Here is a 16,815-nt window from a genome sequence, read left to right on the forward strand (position 1 = left end):
GCTACCACCTGGCCACGGGTGGGACAGCCGCCAAAACCGGACGAGCAACCTGGCGGCGACCTCACGGCCAAACGCGTCACCCCGGTGGCCCGAAGGCCGTTTGCGGCGAATTCCGCAGCGGCGAGCGCGGAGTCCGCTCAGCGGCCTTCAGCGAAGGCCGAGAAGACGCGAAGATCGGGCCGCGTACGCAAATCTCCTAGCCCGGCTTAGTTAGGTAAATGAACCCTATTGTTAATTAGGCAAGGCTCAGCTAATCTTCACCCGGTTCATAGCAACCTCACAGAAACGGGAGAACAGTGCAACTAGCTCATGCCCCGGCCTCGACGATTTGCGGCGAGCCGGTCCGTCCACAATCGGCTTCTCGCCGCACCAAGGCGATGGTCGCCGGAGTCGCCATGGCGAGCGCCGGGGTGATCGCGGTCAACCCGCTCGTCGTGGCACCCACGATGCCCGAGGCTCGCGCCGAGGCCGTGAACCTCACGGCGTTCGCCAATCCGCTCACCGTGTGGCAGCAGACGTTCGCCAACACGTTCGGCAGCATCAACCGGCTCGGCACCGACGTCACGGCCGCCCAGACCGCGCTTTTCCAAGCACTGCTCAGCCCGTCGCTTTCCGCCGAACTCCTCGACTTCGTGGTGTCCACTGTGACCAACCCGCAGCCTCTGCTGACTGCGCTGGTGAACTTTCCGTCGGAGCATGGTCCGACAATCGGTGCCGCGCTCGAGGGGTTGGCTGAAACCCAACTGCAAGCGTTCCTGACGCTGCCGCCGGCGCTCATACAGTCGGCCAGTTGGCTTGCGCAGGGCCAGTTCGTCGAGGCGTTCAGCGCGATCAACGTCTGGTTCCTGGTCAATTTCCTGGGTGATTCACGGCAGACCCTGCTCGATCTCTTCAAGGTTCCCGGCGATTTCCTGGAGTCCATCGGCCTGTATCCCCTCGCGCGGGTGTCCGATGCGATCCTGACCCGCGGCGTGATCGGCAACCTGGGCAGGGCGCTGCTGACCGCCCAGGTCACGTCGACCATCCAGGCCATGGAGATTCTGGATCGCACCCGTGAGGCGTTGACGGATCTCGACTTCGTCACGGCGGCAAGCGAACTGATCAATCTGCCTGCGAAGTTCGTCAACGCCTTCCTCAACGGATACGTGCCCGACTTCGCAACAGACCCGAACTTCCCCCCGCAGAAGTTCCCGGGCCTGTTCGCCGAACTGGGGTTTTTCGACTTCTTCTTCGTGCAGATCCCCAATGCGATTGCCGGGGCGCTCGTCCCGCCGGCCGCGGCGACCACTCTGGCCGTGGGCACGGGACAGTCGTCGCCGACCGACATCCCCGGCAGCGGCCCAGCCCTGGCGCTCTCGGTTGATTCGGAGACCTCAAGCGCCCCAGGCGATGACGAAGAGGGCCTCGCGGGCGCAACCGATGGCTCCGCCGAGGACGAGGACTCCGAGCAGGACCTGACCGAAGGCGAAGGCTCGGGCTCGGTCGAGGGCGAGGGCGAGGGCCTCGGTGATGAGCTCGGTGATGCCCTGACCGAAGGCGAAGGCGACGACCCGACCGAGATCGACGACGACCTGGCCGAGGGTGAGGACGACGACTCGACCGAAAGCGAAGACGACGACGCCGGGTTGGGCAGCGAGGACTCCGGTGACGGCTCCGGCGGCGACGGCACGGGCAGTGACGGCTCCGGCGGTGACGGCTCCGGCGGTGGCTCCGGCGGCAGCGCCTAACCTGGGCTGAGGCGACGTGGCGGTTCCCTCGACCCCGAGGGACCGCTCCTAGGGGATAGCCGACAACGGCTATCCCCTAGGTTCATTTCGCCGACACGGCGATTCGGACATCGCCGCCGCGCGCACGGCGCGTGGACCGGCTCAGGCGTCGATCAGCCCGAACCTTCGGTACGCCGCGTCGATCTGGGCCTTGGCCTGCGCAGGCAACTCCGCTTGGGGCGGGCGTGAATGCGGGTACGCCCCGATGGGCAGCCCCAGCACCAACGCCGCGTACTTGAACGCCGCACCCCAGTGCGTGAAGTAGTCGGGGCGACCGGGATAGCAGGTGAACCACGATGCCATGTCGAGCTCAAACCGGTCCAATCCGGACTCGCGGGCGTAGTCCATGGCCTCGATCAACTTGTCGTTGACGATCAAGTCCCAGTACTCGGAGAACGGCCGGTGCTGCGGGGTCTCGAAAAGATATGCGGCCGTGCCGAGTTGAGCCGGCCACACGATGCCCTCACGCAGCCAGCCGGCGCGGTAGACCGTCTTGTCGCACTCCCAGATCGCCAGCCCCGGCGCCAACTCGTGCAGCGCTCGGCTCGCCGCAGGCCGGAACGCACCCTCCTTGGTGGCGCAGACCGCGGGGATCTCTTCGTAGATTCGGGCCGACTCCGCAGGCGTCAGAACGTAACCCGACGAGGGCGAGTTGAACATGCCGAGCGCGATGTCGGTGCGGTCGGCGATGTAGCGGAAGAACCGCAGCACCCCTTCCCCACCGTGCACCTCCATCATCGGCGTCTGGATGTAGACGATGTCAGCACCCGCATGCTGTGCGTGCAGCGTCAATTCCAGGCAGTCTTTGGCCGACATCGCGGCGGTGCACGCCTGCACGACGACATCCGGGTTGGCCGCGCGGCCCTCCTCGATCGCCACCTCGAGCAGGCGTTTGCGCTCGTCGATTGTCAGCGACCAGAACTCGGCGATCCCGCTGGTACACCACAGCAGCGGATGCCGCAGTTCGCCGACGCAGTAGCGCACCAACGTCCGGTAGGCATCCCAGTCGATGTCGTCGCCGTCGGTACCGCAAAACGGGGTGTAGAGCGAATTTCCGATGCCGCGCAGCGCTTCTCGTGCCCACTCTCGCGCATCTGTTGCGGTCGCCACGATGCCCTCCTCAGGTGAAGTCGGATCCTCCGTCGACGTTGACGTTGGCGCCGGTCATGTAGGAATTCCGCCGGGAGGCGAGAAACGCCACCACGGGTCCGATCTCGTCGGGCAAGCCCGCACGCGGCAGGTGAGCCGGATGCCCGAAATGCTCGTCGATGGCGGCCATCAACGCATACGGATCGTTCCCGTCGACGCCCACCGATTCCGCCCAGCCCAGCAACGCCTCGGACGCGATGCTGCCCGGCGACACCACGTTGACCATGATCTCGTCGGGCGCCAACAGCAGCGACAGGTTCTTCGAAACGCTCGTCAACGCGGCCTTGGCAGCGGTGTAGGCGGGCAGTATCACGCTTTGGCGCTGTGTGGAATGCGCCGAAAAGTTCACTATTCGAGCCCATTCCGCGTTGCGCAGCAACGGAAGCGCGGATCGTACACAGTGCACCATGCCCATCACGCCGCCGTCGAACGCCGCGCGCCACTGGTCGTCGGTCAGATCCTCGAACGTGCCGACCGCGTCCGGACCGACGGCGTTGATCAGCACGTTGAGCTCACCGCTCCACCGGCGGCCGATTTCGTCGAACACCCGCTGCACGGCGTCGGCGTCGGTGGTGTCGGCGACCAACCCCACCGCATCGGGGCTTCCGCACCGGGCCAGGATCTCGGCGGCCTCGTCGAGCACCGCCTGGGTGCGGCCCACGACCGCGACCCGCGCCCCGTCCTCGGCCAGGCACCGCGCCGATGCCAACCCCATCCCGCGACCACCGCCGACCACGACGGCGGCTGCGTCCTTCAGACCGAGATCCATGTCGCCGTCAGGTGCCGGTCCAGTTCGGCTGGCGCTTCTCGGCGAACGCGAGCGCGCCCTCCTTGGCGTCGTTGGACGTGAATATCGGAATGATGAGTTCGAGCTGTTTCTGCCACATCTCCTCCTCACTCCACTCCGCGCCCTTGACGAGGATCTCCTTGGTGGTGGCCACCGCCAGCGGTCCGTTGGCGGTGATGCGCTCGGCGAGCTCGATCGCTCCGGTCAGCGCGCCGCCAGGGTCGGTCACCACGTTGACGAAACCCCACGCGGCGCCCTGCTCGGCGTCGAAGCTCTCGCCGGTCAGCGCGAGCTCCATCGCCTTCTGATACGGGATGCGCCGCGGCAGCCGCAACAGCCCTCCGCCCGCGGCCACCAGGCCGCGCTTGACCTCGGGGATGCCGAACTTCGCCTCACGCGACGCCACCACCAGGTCCGTCGCGAGGACGACCTCGGTGCCACCTGCCAACGCATACCCCTCGACTGCGGAGATAAGCGGCTTGCGTGGTGGCCGTTCGGTGAAGCCGATGCCGCGACCCGGGATCGCGACCTGTTCACCGGCCGCGAAGGCCTTGAGGTCCATGCCTGCGCAGAAGTTGCCTCCCGCGCCGGTGAGCACGCCGACCGACAGGTCTTTGTCGGCGTCGAGTTCGTCGACCGCGTCGGCCAACCCCTGGCTGACCGCGAGGTTCACCGCATTGCGCGCCTCCGGTCGGTTGATCGTGATGACGAGAACACGCCCGCGGCGCTCCGTGAGAATTTCGTCCGACACCCTCGGCCTTTCGATTTCCAAAGTAGCTAGAAAAGCTTACTATAGGACTTACAGTAGAACAGCGAATCGGCAGGGGGATCCCCGACCGGATGGCTCCCGGTAAGGTTGACGGTAACGGCCGAGCGGCGACACACCTGCGAAGACGCAGATCAGAGAACGGCTGCCGGTACATTCAGGTCCACCACCCCGGGTTCGGGGGGCTGCGTGCGCGGCTGATTCGATGGAGGTGCCCTCGTGGCAAGGCAGGCGACCGCCGAGAAGCGTCAGCGACGTGAGCGCGGGTCCATCAACCCCGACGACATCATCAACGGAGCCTTCGAGCTTGCCGAACAAGTGGGCATCGACAACCTGTCCATGCCGCTGCTCGGCAAGCACCTCGGCGTCGGCGTCACGAGCATCTACTGGTACTTCCGCAAGAAAGACGAGTTGCTCAACGCGATGACCGACCGCGCGTTGCGGCAGTACGTTTTCGCCACGCCCTATGTCGAAGCCCGAGACTGGCGCGAGACGCTGCGCAACCACGCACGCACCATGCGAAAGACGTTTGTGGGCAATCCGATTCTGTGCGACCTGATCCTCATCCGCTCGGCGCTGAGCCCACGGGCGGCGAAGCTGGGCGTACAGGAGGTCGAGAAGGCGATCGCCAGCCTGGTCGAGGCGGGCTTGTCGCCCGAGGAGGCCTTCGACACCTACTCCGCGGTGTCGGTTCACGTGCGCGGTTCGGTGGTGCTGCAGCGGCTGCGGGAGAAGAACATGGCGGCCAACGAGGGGCCCGCCGACATCGAGGACACCATGACCATCGATGCCGAGAGCACACCGCTGCTCGCCCTGGTCACCGAGAAGGGCCACCACATCGGCGCGGCGGACGAGCGGAACTTCGAGTTCGGTCTGGAATGCATCCTCGGCCATGCCGAGCGGCTGATCGAGGCCCACAAGAAGGGCGCGAAGAAAACAGCGCCGCGCAAGCGCTGACCCCGGCGATTTGGGCGTAGTTTGTCAACCTCAGCGTGACAAACCACGCCCGAATCACACGTTCTAGACCTCGATGACGACCGCGCCGCCCTGGCCACCGCCGGCGCACATCGCGGCCACCCCGATGCCGCCGCCGCGCCGCTGCAGTTCGTAGACGAGCGTGGTCACCATCCGCGCACCCGAGGCGGCGATGGGATGGCCGAGGCTGCAACCACTTCCGGAGAAGTTCACCAGCTCCTCATCGAGGCCGTACTCGCGGCACGCCGCGATCGGCACCGAGGCGAACGCCTCGTTGATCTCCCACAACGTGACGTCGGACGGCTTCAGCCCGGCCCGGTCCAGCACCTTGCCGATCACCTTGACCGCGCCGAGCCCGCAGTCGCGTGGGGCGACGCCGGCCGCGGCCCACGCCTTGACCGTCGCCATCTTGGTCAGGTTCTCGGCGTCGGCGAACGCACTGTCCACCAACGCCACCGCGGCGGCGGCGTCGTTGGTGCCGCTGCTGTTGCCCGCGGTGATCGAGAAGCCCTCGATCTCGGGGTGCAGCACCTTCAGCCCCGCGAGCTTCTCGACGGTGGTGTCGCGACGGGGGTGCTCGTCGACGCTGAAGTCGACCACCGACCCGTCCGGCTGCTGCACCTTCAGCGGAAGGATCTCGTCGACGAACTTGCCCGCGTCGATCGCCGCGATGGCGCGCTGATGCGACCGTGCGGCCCAGGCGTCCATCTCCTCGCGGGTGATGCCGACGGACTGCGCGGTGTTCCAGCCGACCGTGATCGACATGTCCTTGCACGGCGCGTCCGGCGTCTCGACGTGGGTCGGCGGCATCCACCGCTCCTCGAACTTCAGCTCCGGCCCGGGGATGCGCTGGTTCGTCAGCGGGGTCATCGACAGCGACTGCACACCGCCGGCGATCAGCGCCCGCTCCATTCCGGACCCGATCTGGGCTGCGGCGTTACCGATCGCGGTGAGGCTGCCCGCGCAGTGCCGGTTCACCGACTGGCCGGGGACATGGTCCATACCCGTCGCGGTGGCCGCGTAGCGAGCGAGATCGCCGCCGCCGTAATGGGATTCGGCGAAGATGATGTCGTCGATGACGCTGGGGTCGACCCCCGAGCGACGGACCACCTCGGGCAGAACCGCGGTGATCAGCGTCTCTGGTGGAGTGTTGACCAGGGTCCCCTTGAACGAACGACCGATCGCTGTCCTGGTGGCACCGACGATGACGGGAGTGGGCATGTTAGATCCTCGCACTGGGTGTTAACGGCTTTACAAAAATAGCAGCTTATGTATCGCGGCGACTAGTTGAGTGCGGGGCTCAGGGCTCGGGCACGTGGAAGTGTTCGTCGCGCAGCCGGAACGCCTCCTTCGTGCCGTACTGCGCGCGCGTCTTGACGAAGTTGAACTCGCCCGGCGCGAACTGCAGGTTCGTCCCGTAGGCGTGGAACAGGTAGCTGGCCACCTCCTCGCCCTGATACGCCTGGCTCTGTTCGACGAGGCGGAACGCTTCCTTGGCGATGACGACGCCGTCGGCGGGCATCTTGGCCACCTTCTCCGCCCAGTACCGCGCCCTGGCGCTCACCGCCCCCGGCTCGCAGGTATCGGTGAAGACGCCGAGATGCGCGATCGTGCCCGCCTCGATGACGTCGCCGGTGAGCAGCAGTCGCCGGGCCAGCACGGGCCCCAGCCGGTGAAAGAACATGTGCAGGCTGCCCAGCGCAGGCCCGAGGAACCGGGTCGCGGGCATGCCGATCTTGGTGTTCGCGGCGACGACGGCGATGTCGGCCATCAACGCCATCTCGAAGCCTCCACCGAGCGCGTAACCGTTGACCTCGGCCACGGTCACCTTCGGAAAGCCCATCAGGTTGTGGTAGAAGCCAAAGGACTTACGGTCGACCGCCAACCGTCGCCGTTGGCTGGGCCGGGATTTCGCAGGCGTCTTCTCGCCGCCATCGGCCTTGCCGTACCACCCGTAGGCGTTGTTCATGTCGGCGCCGGTGGAGAACACACCGTCCGCACCGCGCAGCACCACGACGACGATGTCGTCGTCCTCGGCCACCTTGTCCAGGCAGCGCCCGATCGTCTCGCGCATCGTCGCGTCATAGGAGTTGCGCTGTGACGGGTTGTTGAGCGTGATCGTCGCGATCCGCTTGTCGTACTCGGTGTCGAACAAGACGCGGTCGTCGCCGGTGGCCGTCATCGTGGCTCCTTCACTGTTCGGCGTTTGAGATCAGTTTGGCTTCAATGGTTTTGTCAGCGCCGACGGCCAGGGTGTTGCGCCGCGCGGCGGCCAGGTGATCCTGTGCCAGCCGCACCGCACGCGTCTGGTTGCCGTCGCGAATGGCCTCGAGCAGTCGCTGATGGTCGCGCAGGGCGGCCCGCATCACCTTGCGGTTCATCGGATCGGCCGGGCTGGCCTCGTCGCTCCACACCGACGATTCGTGCGCCGACCAGATCAACTCGAGCGACCCGATGACCAGGATCATCGGCTCGTTGCCGCAGCGCGAAACGATCGCCTCGTGAAACCGCCGGGCGTTGGGCACATAGTGCGACAGGTTGTCGAATTCTTCGGTCTGGGTGTGGATTGCGGCTTCGAGGTAGGGCACCACTTCGGTCATGCGGTCCTCACGGGCCGCGCACATCCCCGCGCAGATCGGTTCCAGGTGCATCAACGCGAGGCTGACGTCGGCCGGCGTCGCCGACCGTGTCTGCAGCACCATGCTGATCATGTGCGCCGTGCGCTCGGCCGATGGCAGGTGAACGACTGCGCCACCGACGTTTCCGCGACGCACCGAGATCAACCCGTCGGTCTCCAACAGATGGATCGCCTCGCGCAGGGCGGGCGGGCTGACGCGGAACTCGGCGAGCAGGCTGTCCTGCGACGGCAGCACATCGCCCTCTTTGATCCGGCCCGACAGGATGTCGTCGCGCAACCGCGAGGCGACGATCTCCGCGACGCGGGGTTGGCGGATGCGCTGCACGCTGGTCATGAACTCGTGGCTCGCCGCTTGCCGAACTCCACCACCGACAGCTTCTCCGGTGCGGTCGCCACGGTGCTGAACTCGCCGATGCACAGCACCTCATCATCGCTGTGGCCGCGCAACAACCGAGCCGTCGAGGTGACCCGGTCATCGGATTCGGCGCGCACCACGTCGAAACGCAGTTCGGTGAGGATCGGTGTGGGCCTGCGGAAAGTCACGGTCAGCGAGCGCGTCTTGCCGGTCTTCCGCGCGGCACAACTCTGATGCTGCGTGACGCAGTCGAAGAACACGGCCAGGTATCCGCCGTGCACCAGGCCCGGCGGCCCTTCGAACACGACGGGGAAAGTGACACGGCCCGAGGCGTTCTGGTCGTCGAGGTGGTCGAAGGTGTACTCCGGAAAGCACGGGTTGTAGGCGCCGATGTCGAACGCGTGGTCAAGGTAGACACGCTGGGTCTCATTGCCGTCGGACCCCATGCGCGGAGTGAGGTCGGGCGGCACCGCCGCGGCCAGTTCGCTCTCCCACTCGGCCATCTGGTCGAGCATGGCGTCGACGGTCGGGTGGTCGTGCTCCAAGCAGAGCAGCAGGCCGCTGAGCCGACGGATCGCACCGGCGGCGGCGATGGTCTGCGGCAGCGGCTGCTCGCCGTACCGCGGCCTGTCCTGGGCCATCCGTCCCCTTCCGCCGGCCAAGCTTTCCTTGCTAACTTGTACAAGATAGCAATACTGTATGTCTAACCGTATAGCTCTGCACGAACGGATTCAACTGTGAATGAAGCGGCCGACGGCGTCGTGAGCACGGAGCGCGACGGCGCCATCCTGCGTATTACGCTGGATCGGCCGGCGCGACGGAACTCGTTGAGCCGTCCGATGATCGACGCATTCGTCGCGGCGCTGACGGCCGCTGCCACCGACGATTCGCTGCGCGCAATCCACATTCGCGGTGCGGGCGATGACTTCTGCAGCGGGATGGACTGGGTCGCCACCAACTCGGCCGGTCAGCGTCCACGCACCGGCGATCTGGTGCGTCGTATCCCCCTCACCTCCAACCGGGTGGTCGAGCTGATCCACACCATCGCGCTTCCCGTGGTGTGCAGCGTGCGGGGGTGGGCGGTGGGATTGGGCTGCAACCTCGCGCTGGCCGCCGACTTCACGGTCGCCGCCGACGACGCGGTGTTCTGGGAGCCGTTCATCGGCCGAGGATTCAGCCCGGACTCCGGATCCACCTGGCTGCTGCCGCGGCTGGTCGGCCTGTCCCGCGCCAAGCAGATGCTGCTGCTCGGCGAGAAGGTCGACGCGCACCAGGCCGCCGAATGGGGGCTGATCCACCGCGCGGTAGCCGCATCCGAGCTGGACGCGGTGAGCGAGCAACTGTTGTCCCGGCTGGTCTCCGGGCCCACCGTGGCCATCGGCCTCGCCAAGCAGGCGATCGCCTACGGACAGCATGCGACCCTGACACAGTCCATGAACCAGGAGTTGTTCAATGTGGAACTCTCCAGCCGGACAACAGATTTCAAAGAAGGTTTGGCGGCGTTCCGAGACAAGCGCCAGCCGGATTTCCAGGGGCGCTGAGCGAAGAGGAGCCAGAACATGTCGTCAGGTTTCAGCGACATCAATTACGAAGTGGACGGGCACAAGGCCACCATCACGCTGAACCGGCCCAATGCGCTCAACGCGTTGAGCCCGCACATGATCACGGAGTTGCGCGCTGCCTACACCGAAGCCGAGAACGACGACAACGTCTGGATCGTGATCGTGACCGGGACCGGACGCGCGTTCTGCACCGGAGCCGATGTGGGCGAAATCCCCGAGGACGGCAGGGTGATCTACGAGCGCCCGTACCTGTCCACCTACGACCAGTGGGAGGCGCCGCAGGAGGGCACGCCGCCGTTTCGCCACATGGCCAAACCCGTCCTGACCGCCATCAACGGGCTGTGCTGCGGCGCTGGACTGGACTGGATCACCACCGGCGACATCGCCATCGCCTCCGACAAAGCGACTTTCTTCGATCCGCATGTGAGCATCGGTCTGGTGGCGGCACGCGAGATGGTCCGGCTGGCGCGCGTGCTGCCCCGCAACATCGCGCTGCGGATGGCGTTGATGGGTAAGCACGAACGGATGAGCGCGCAGCGCGCCTACGAGCTGGGAATGATCAGCGAGGTCGTCGAGCACGATCGGCTTATGGAACGCGCCAACGAGATCGCCGACATCGTCAATTCGAATGCGCCGCTGGCGGTTCGCGGCACCCGGCTGAGCATCCACAAGACGCTGGATCTGCCGTTGCACGAGGCGGAGATTCTCGCCGAGACGTTCCGCGAGCGGGTGGTGCGCACCGAGGACGCGCTGGAGGGCCCCAAGGCGTTCATGGAGAAGCGCACCCCGAATTGGAAGTGCCGATGAGCAGCCACGATTTCGAGACGATCCTGCTGGACGTTGATCCCGAGGACCACGTCGCGACGATCACGCTCAACCGGCCGGATTCGCTCAACGCGTTCAACCGCACGATGTGTGACGAGATGGCCGAGGCGTGGCGGCTGGTCAAGCTCGACGACTCGGTCAACGCGGTGGTGTTGCGGGCCGCGGGTGACCGGGCGTTCAGCGCGGGGCTGGACATCAAGTCGTCGTACGGGCAACCCGACAACGTGTGGAACCACGAGGATCCCGGCGAAAAGCTCAGCCCGAAGTGGCAGAAGATGTTCAAACCCGTGGTGTGCGCGGTGCACGGGATGTGCACCGCGGGCGCGTTCTACTTCGTCAACGAGTCCGACGTGGTGATCTGTTCGCAGGACGCGACGTTCTTCGACTCCCACGTCAGCGCCGGACTGGTGTGTGCCCTCGAGCCGATCGGCTTGATGCGCCGGGTCGGGCTCGGTGATGCCTTGCGGATCGCGTTGATGGGCAACGACGAACGGGTCAGCGCGGACACCGCTCTGCGGATCGGGCTGGTGTCGGAGGTGGTTCCGCCCGAGCGGCTCTGGGCGCGTGCCCATGAGATCGCCGCCGGCATCGCGGCCAAGCCGCCGTCGGCCACCCAGGGCACGGTGAAGGCGATCTGGGAGTCGCTGGAAAAGCCGTACCGTGCGGCGCTTGATCAGAACCTGATCTACACCAGGCTGGGCAACCCGATCGGACAGGCCGAGCTCGCCGCACGGGGCAGCGACAAGGTCACCCCGAGGATCCGATGACCGCCGATCACCCGCTGCGCAGGCGCATCGCCGCCGTGCTGGGCCTGCAACCGGATGCCCCCGCGATCGAGCACGACGGTCAGTGGTTCACATGGGGCCAGCTCGCCGAGCTCGCCCACCGCATCGAGTCGGTCGGCGTCGCGGGCTGCGACGTGGGAATCCTGTTGCGCAACACCCCGGCCCACGTGGCGGCGCTGCTCGGCGTGCTGGTGGGCGGCGGCACCGTCGTCGTGATCAACCCGTCGCGCGGCGACGAACGGATCAAGGCCGACATCGAAGCGCTGCGGCTGCCGCTGATCATCGGATCCCCCGCCGACCTCGAAGCGCTGGTGCAGCCCTCGGGTCCCACCACCACGGTCGCGATCGCCGCGCTCACCGATTCGCCGCAGATCTCTGCCGCCGACACCGTGGCCGCCGGCGCCGGTCGCGAGGGTGTCGCGGTGCGAATGCTGACCAGCGGAACGACGGGGCCGCCCAAGCGCATCGATCTCACCTACGACATGCTGGCCTGCAGCGTGATAGGCACCGACTACGACAGCGCGCCGGCGCCCACGCAACTGCGCCGCGGGGTGGCCATCGTCAACGCCCCGCTGGTGCACATCGGCGGTGTGTACCGGGTCCTGCAGTGCGTCTGCGACGCCCGTAGCTTCGCGCTCCTGGAACGCTTCGAACTGCAACGCTGGGCCGATGCGGTGCGCAGACATCGGCCACGGGCGGTGTCGCTGGTGCCCGCCGCGTTGCGCACCGTCCTGCGTTCGGAGCTGACCCGCGACGATCTGTCCAGCATCCGCGCGGTCACCTCGGGTACCGCTCCGCTGTCGGCGGAGGATGCCGACGCGTTCACCGCGAAGTTCGGTATCCCGGTGTTGACCTCTTATGCGGCAACCGAGTTCGGTGGTGGTGTCGCCGGCTGGTCGTTGGCGGACTATCAGAAGTACTGGAACGCGAAGCGCGGCAGCGTCGGCCGGGCCACGCTCGGTGCGCAGCTCCGGGTTGTCGACGACGCGGGAGATCCGTTGGGACCCGACCAGCCCGGGCTGCTGGAGGTCAAACCGGGTCAGCTCGGACCGTCCGCGGACTGGCTGCGCACCACCGACATGGCACGCATCGACGCCGACGGGTTCGTGTGGATCCTCGGCCGCGCCGATCAGGCGATCATTCGAGGTGGCTTCAAGGTGATGCCCGATGAGGTGCGCACGGCGCTGGAAAGCCATCCCGCCGTCGAAGGCGCGGCGGTCGTCGGCCGACCCGATGAGCGGCTCGGCGAGACGCCGGTGGCCATGGTGGAGCTACGTGAACACGTCGAGACCTCCGCGCTGATGGACCACCTGCGGACCCGGCTGGCGCGCTATGAGGTTCCCACCGAGATCGCCGTCGTCGACCGGATCCCCCGAACGCCTTCGGGCAAGCCGGACTTGGGTGCGGTCCGGCGGTTCTTCACCGACTCCGTCGAGCATGCCTGACACCACGGTCGGTGCGGTACTGCGCGGGCAGGCCCGGCGCCGCGGGGCGCATCCGCTGCTGATCTGCGATGCCGATCGGATCACCTACGCCGAGGCCGACGAGCGGTCCGCGCGGTTGGCCCGCGGCCTGACCGCGCTGGGGGCGGGCAAGGGCACCCATGTCGGGCTGCTGTACCCGAACGGATCGGCCTTCCTGGTCGCGATGCTGGCCGCGGCGCGCATCGGGGCGGTCGTCGTGCCGTTCTCCACCTTCGCCACCGCGCCGGAGTTGCGTGAGCAACTCGCCCATGCCGACGTCGAGATCCTGCTCGCCACGGCGGCGTACCGCGCGCACGACTACCGGCAGCGGCTCGACGGTGTCGAGGCGCTCCCGCTGCTGCGCCATGTCCTGATCGACGCCGTGCCCGCCACATTGGCCGACGAGGCGCTGCTGCGCGGTCTGGAACACGACGTCGACGCCAGTGATCCCCTTGCGATCATCTACACCTCGGGCTCCACCAGCGCCGCCAAAGGGGTGGTGCACACGCACGCGTCGCTGCTCGACCACCAGAAGGCTCTCAACGACGTTCGCGGCCTGACCGCGCAGGACAAGCTGTTCTGCAACTCGCCGTTCTTCTGGATCGGCGGGTTCGCGTTCGCGATCCTGGCGACCATGCTGGCGGGGGCAACGTTGGTGTGCTCCAACGCCACCGACGCCGGCGAAACGCTTGACCTCATCGAGGCCGAAAAGCCCACTATGACCAACGGTTTCGTGGCGGGGATCGCCCACCTGGCCCGCCACCCGAGCCTGCCGCAGCGCGATCTGACATCGGTTCGTCGCGGTAACCTGTATCCGATCATGGCCCCAGAGGTGCGTCCGGCCGATCCGGAGTTGCGCCACTCCATGCTCGGCATGACCGAAGCCGGCAGCGTCATCACCATCGACGCCGACGAATCCGACCAGGCCGAGCACCGCCGTGGGTCGTTCGGCAAACCGTTACCCGGTTTCGACACCATGGTCGTCGATCCCGACACCGGCGCCGCCGTCGCCGTCGACGAGGTCGGTGAACTGTGCATCCGCGGGCCATACCTGATGCAGCGGTACTACAAACGCAGCCGCGAGGAGTGCTTCGACGCCGACGGCTGGTTCCACACCGGTGATCTCGTCCGGGTCGACCGTGACGGATACGTCTACTTCGTCGGCCGTCGCGGCGCGATGATCAAGACCGCGGGGGCCAATGTCGCACCCGCAGAGGTCGAACGGGCGATCGCCAGGGTCACCGGCGGAACGGTGGCCCACGTCGTCGGGCTCCCCGACTCCGAGCGCGGGCAGGTGGTGGCCGCCGTCATCGCGTTGGACGAGCACACGCCCGACTTCGACGAGCCGGCGCTTCGTGAGGCATTGAAACGCGAGCTGTCGGCGTACAAGGTTCCTCGACGGTTCGCCGCGTTGCCCGCTGCACAGATCCCGGTGCTGTCCAGCGGCAAGATCGACATTCCCCGTCTGACAAAGGTATTCGATGCCTGACACGATTGATGCGTTGATCCGGCTGCATGCCGCCGACCGCGGGTCCAAGCCGATGGTGATCGATCCCGAGCATCGGATGAGTTACGCCGAGCTCGACACCGGCACCCGCGAGCTGGCCTCCGCGTTGTTCGCCGCCGGCGTCGGCAAGGGCACCCGCGTCGGGCTGATCATGCCCAACGGCGTCGAGTGGGTGCGGATCGCGTTGGCGCTGACCCGTATCGGCGCCGTGCTGGTGCCGTTGAGCACGCTGCTTGCGGCCCCCGAGCTCGGCGCGCAACTGCGCGTCGCGTCGGTGCAGGTCCTGATCACCGTCGAGGAGTTCCGCGGGCACCGCTATCTTGACGACCTGTCCACGGTACGCACGGACCTTCCGGCGCTACAACAGGTCTGGACTCCCAACGAGGTACCGTCGACCGGTGCCGCCGGATCCATCGATGCGATCGCGGCGGCCGTCACCCCCAGCGACACGCTGGCGATCATGTTCACGTCCGGGAGCAGCGGCCCGCCTAAGGGCGTCATCCACTCGCACGGCAACGCGTTGCGCGCGGTGCGCTCCGGACTCGACGCGCGCTGCGTCGACACCGACACCCGGTTGTATCTGCCGATGCCGTTCTTCTGGGTCGGCGGCTTCGGCAGCGGCGTCCTTACGTCGTTGGCGGCGGGCGCGACGCTGGTCACCGAGCCGATTCCGCGACCGGAGACGACCCTGCGGCTGTTGGAACGCGAACGGGTGACGCTGTTTCGGGGTTGGCCCGATCAGGCCGAGGCGCTGGCGCGGCACGCCGGGTCGGTCAGCGCCGATCTGTCGTCGTTGCGGCCCGGCAGCCTGGAGGCGCTGCTGCCCGCCGACCAGCGTGCCGAGCCGGGCGCCCGGGCGAGACTGTTCGGGATGACCGAATCGTTCGGACCCTACTGCGGATTTCGCGCCGACACCGATATGCCCCGGTCCTCGTGGGGCAGTTGCGGAAAACCGTTCGCCGGCATGGAGGTCCGGATCGTGGACACCGACACCGGTGAGCCGGTTCCTGCGGGCACCATCGGGGAGATCCAGCTCCGCGGTCCGCACATGATGCGCGGAATCTGCCGGCGCAGCCGCGAAGAGCTGTTCACCCCCGACGGCTACTACCCCACCGGCGACCTCGGTCACTTCGACGGCGATGGGTTCATGTTCTATCACGGCCGCTCCGACGACATGTTCAAGGTCAGCGGCGCCACGGTCTATCCCAGCGAAATCGAACAAGCGCTCAGAACCATCGACGGTGTCGACAATGCCTGTGTCACAGAGGTTTCCGGAGCCGTCGGCGCGCTCGTCGTCGGCGACGTGACGGTGGACCAACTACGCGCCGCGGCCCGGGCTCGGTTGAGCGCGTTCAAGGTGCCCACCGTATGGCGGCTGGTCGGCTCCGACGACGACATTCCGCGCAAGGCCACCGGCAAGGTCGACACCGCCAGGCTGCGCGCGCTGCTCGCCGAGGATTAGGTGCTCACGCGGACGAGCCTCTGCCTTCGCCGAGATCGACGCTTTGGCGGATGTTACCCGCATATTTCCGCCAAAACGTCCCTTTCGGCGGGGAAGAAGCATCGCTACGTGATCACGCCGCGTTCGGTCAGGTGATCGATCAGCGGCTCGGCGCCCGAGGTGAGGTGTTCCGACATCGCGGCGCGCGCCAGGTCCTCGTCGCGCTGTTCGAGCGCGGCCAACAACCGTCGATGGTGTGCGTTGGACTTCTCCGGCCATCCGGCGATCGTCGGAAACACCGACTCCGGCGCGTACCGGGTGATCTGTGACATCAACTGCGCCAGCTTGGGTGAGTCGGCGGCGACGTTGATCGCCCGGTGAAACTCGTGATTGAGGCGGACCACCAAGTCGACGTCGTCGCCGGCGTAGGCCGACTCGAGTTCGGTCTGGATCTTCTCCAGTTCGCGCAATTGCTCGTCGCTGATGTTGGACGCCGCCCGCGCCGCCAGCTCGCCCCCGATGTAGGCCTGCACATCGGACACGTCGGTGACGTCGCGCCCCGTCACCGGCAGCACCACGAAGCCGCGCCGGGGTTGTTGCGCGAGCAGGCCTTCGGCCTTCAGCTCGAACAGCGCCTCGCGCACCGGGGTGACGCTGATGCCCAGCTCTGCGGCGAGTTGATCCAGCCGCACGTATTTTCCCGCCCCGTAGGTGCCGTCGAAGATCCGTTTGCGCACGAAGCGCGCGACGTCCTCGGCCAGCTGCGGGCGCGAGGCGAAATCCGGGGCGGACATCG

The 16,815-nt window shown here is 67.0% G+C and carries 16 protein-coding genes; 8 read left to right on the forward strand and 8 right to left on the reverse strand.

All coding sequences use genetic code 11. The annotated features are described in order from the left end of the window. Nucleotides 1-395 precede the first annotated feature (395 nt). Complete coding sequence (locus G6N28_RS02850) at nucleotides 396-1,727, forward strand: hypothetical protein (protein ID WP_163896948.1); 1,332 nt, start codon at nucleotides 396-398, stop codon at nucleotides 1,725-1,727. A gap of 141 nt (nucleotides 1,728-1,868) precedes the next feature. On the opposite strand, the gene G6N28_RS02855 is transcribed toward G6N28_RS02850, so the two are convergent. From G6N28_RS02855 to G6N28_RS02865, 3 genes are read right to left on the reverse strand one after another with little or no spacing between them, the layout of a single operon-like run. Beyond that, nucleotides 1,869-2,876: a dihydrodipicolinate synthase family protein gene (locus G6N28_RS02855; protein ID WP_163896949.1), complete on the reverse strand. Its 1,008-nt coding sequence runs from the start codon at nucleotides 2,874-2,876 to the stop codon at nucleotides 1,869-1,871. A 10-nt stretch (nucleotides 2,877-2,886) separates the two neighbouring features. Further along, entirely contained in the window at nucleotides 2,887-3,684 is a 798-nt protein-coding gene (locus tag G6N28_RS02860) for an SDR family NAD(P)-dependent oxidoreductase (protein WP_163896950.1), read from the reverse strand. Between the two features lie 7 nt (nucleotides 3,685-3,691). Then, nucleotides 3,692-4,453, reverse strand: coding sequence for a crotonase/enoyl-CoA hydratase family protein (locus tag G6N28_RS02865; RefSeq protein ID WP_163896951.1), 762 nt, complete (start codon nucleotides 4,451-4,453; stop codon nucleotides 3,692-3,694). A gap of 234 nt (nucleotides 4,454-4,687) precedes the next feature. On the opposite strand from G6N28_RS02865, the gene G6N28_RS02870 reads away from it, so the two are divergent. Continuing rightward, entirely contained in the window at nucleotides 4,688-5,425 is a 738-nt protein-coding gene (locus G6N28_RS02870; protein WP_163896952.1) for a TetR family transcriptional regulator, read from the forward strand. A gap of 63 nt (nucleotides 5,426-5,488) precedes the next feature. On the opposite strand, the gene G6N28_RS02875 is transcribed toward G6N28_RS02870, so the two are convergent. The 4 genes from G6N28_RS02875 to G6N28_RS02890 form a co-directional block, all read right to left on the reverse strand. After that, nucleotides 5,489-6,664: a thiolase family protein gene (locus tag G6N28_RS02875; protein WP_163896953.1), complete on the reverse strand. Its 1,176-nt coding sequence runs from the start codon at nucleotides 6,662-6,664 to the stop codon at nucleotides 5,489-5,491. Between the two features lie 79 nt (nucleotides 6,665-6,743). Then, nucleotides 6,744-7,625 (reverse strand): enoyl-CoA hydratase/isomerase family protein, encoded by an 882-nt coding sequence (locus G6N28_RS02880; protein ID WP_163896954.1) that lies wholly within the window; start codon nucleotides 7,623-7,625, stop codon nucleotides 6,744-6,746. Nucleotides 7,626-7,635: 10 nt separating this feature from the next. Next, on the reverse strand, nucleotides 7,636-8,415 hold the full coding sequence (locus G6N28_RS02885) for a FadR/GntR family transcriptional regulator (RefSeq protein WP_163896955.1): 780 nt from the start codon (nucleotides 8,413-8,415) through the stop codon (nucleotides 7,636-7,638). Beyond that, nucleotides 8,412-9,077, reverse strand: a complete 666-nt coding sequence (locus G6N28_RS02890; RefSeq protein ID WP_163896956.1) for a hotdog family protein — start codon at nucleotides 9,075-9,077, stop codon at nucleotides 8,412-8,414. Before G6N28_RS02890 ends, G6N28_RS02885 begins: the two co-directional genes overlap by 4 nt. Nucleotides 9,078-9,173: 96 nt before the next feature. Here G6N28_RS02890 and G6N28_RS02895 point away from each other — a divergent pair, with 96 nt between their 5' ends. The 6 genes from G6N28_RS02895 to G6N28_RS02920 are packed head-to-tail and all read left to right on the forward strand — an operon-like array spanning nucleotide 9,174 to nucleotide 16,040. Beyond that, entirely contained in the window at nucleotides 9,174-9,977 is an 804-nt protein-coding gene (locus tag G6N28_RS02895) for an enoyl-CoA hydratase/isomerase family protein (protein WP_163896957.1), read from the forward strand. An 18-nt stretch (nucleotides 9,978-9,995) separates the two neighbouring features. Beyond that, nucleotides 9,996-10,805, forward strand: a complete 810-nt coding sequence (locus tag G6N28_RS02900) for an enoyl-CoA hydratase/isomerase family protein (RefSeq protein ID WP_163896958.1) — start codon at nucleotides 9,996-9,998, stop codon at nucleotides 10,803-10,805. Continuing rightward, nucleotides 10,796-11,590: an enoyl-CoA hydratase/isomerase family protein gene (locus tag G6N28_RS02905; RefSeq protein ID WP_179962007.1), complete on the forward strand. Its 795-nt coding sequence runs from the start codon at nucleotides 10,796-10,798 to the stop codon at nucleotides 11,588-11,590. The genes G6N28_RS02900 and G6N28_RS02905 overlap by 10 nt, the downstream gene beginning before the upstream one ends. Continuing rightward, on the forward strand, nucleotides 11,587-13,053 hold the full coding sequence (locus tag G6N28_RS02910) for an AMP-binding protein (RefSeq protein WP_163896960.1): 1,467 nt from the start codon (nucleotides 11,587-11,589) through the stop codon (nucleotides 13,051-13,053). Before G6N28_RS02905 ends, G6N28_RS02910 begins: the two co-directional genes overlap by 4 nt. Beyond that, nucleotides 13,046-14,560, forward strand: coding sequence for a class I adenylate-forming enzyme family protein (locus G6N28_RS02915; protein ID WP_163896961.1), 1,515 nt, complete (start codon nucleotides 13,046-13,048; stop codon nucleotides 14,558-14,560). Before G6N28_RS02910 ends, G6N28_RS02915 begins: the two co-directional genes overlap by 8 nt. Beyond that, entirely contained in the window at nucleotides 14,553-16,040 is a 1,488-nt protein-coding gene (locus G6N28_RS02920; RefSeq protein WP_163896962.1) for a class I adenylate-forming enzyme family protein, read from the forward strand. Before G6N28_RS02915 ends, G6N28_RS02920 begins: the two co-directional genes overlap by 8 nt. A gap of 104 nt (nucleotides 16,041-16,144) precedes the next feature. Here G6N28_RS02920 and G6N28_RS02925 read toward each other — a convergent pair whose 3' ends face one another. Further along, on the reverse strand, nucleotides 16,145-16,813 hold the full coding sequence (locus G6N28_RS02925; RefSeq protein ID WP_163905770.1) for a GntR family transcriptional regulator: 669 nt from the start codon (nucleotides 16,811-16,813) through the stop codon (nucleotides 16,145-16,147). Nucleotides 16,814-16,815 lie beyond the last annotated feature (2 nt).

It is taken from the genome of Mycolicibacterium pulveris, assembly GCF_010725725.1.
In the GTDB taxonomy this organism is placed as follows: Bacteria; Actinomycetota; Actinomycetes; order Mycobacteriales; family Mycobacteriaceae; genus Mycobacterium; species Mycobacterium pulveris.

Excerpts from the sequence above, each read along its gene's own strand:
- G6N28_RS02850 (WP_163896948.1), top strand. The coding sequence starts at position 396 with ATGGCGAGCGCCGGGGTGATCGCGGTCAACCCGCTCGTCGTGGCACCC.
- G6N28_RS02860 (WP_163896950.1), bottom strand. The coding sequence starts at position 3,684 with ATGGATCTCGGTCTGAAGGACGCAGCCGCCGTCGTGGTCGGCGGTGGT.
- G6N28_RS02875 (WP_163896953.1), bottom strand. The coding sequence starts at position 6,664 with ATGCCCACTCCCGTCATCGTCGGTGCCACCAGGACAGCGATCGGTCGT.
- G6N28_RS02880 (WP_163896954.1), bottom strand. The coding sequence starts at position 7,625 with ATGACGGCCACCGGCGACGACCGCGTCTTGTTCGACACCGAGTACGAC.
- G6N28_RS02885 (WP_163896955.1), bottom strand. The coding sequence starts at position 8,415 with ATGACCAGCGTGCAGCGCATCCGCCAACCCCGCGTCGCGGAGATCGTC.
- G6N28_RS02890 (WP_163896956.1), bottom strand. The coding sequence starts at position 9,077 with ATGGCCCAGGACAGGCCGCGGTACGGCGAGCAGCCGCTGCCGCAGACC.
- G6N28_RS02900 (WP_163896958.1), top strand. The coding sequence starts at position 9,996 with ATGTCGTCAGGTTTCAGCGACATCAATTACGAAGTGGACGGGCACAAG.
- G6N28_RS02910 (WP_163896960.1), top strand. The coding sequence starts at position 11,587 with ATGACCGCCGATCACCCGCTGCGCAGGCGCATCGCCGCCGTGCTGGGC.
- G6N28_RS02915 (WP_163896961.1), top strand. The coding sequence starts at position 13,046 with ATGCCTGACACCACGGTCGGTGCGGTACTGCGCGGGCAGGCCCGGCGC.
- G6N28_RS02920 (WP_163896962.1), top strand. The coding sequence starts at position 14,553 with ATGCCTGACACGATTGATGCGTTGATCCGGCTGCATGCCGCCGACCGC.
- G6N28_RS02925 (WP_163905770.1), bottom strand. The coding sequence starts at position 16,813 with ATGTCCGCCCCGGATTTCGCCTCGCGCCCGCAGCTGGCCGAGGACGTC.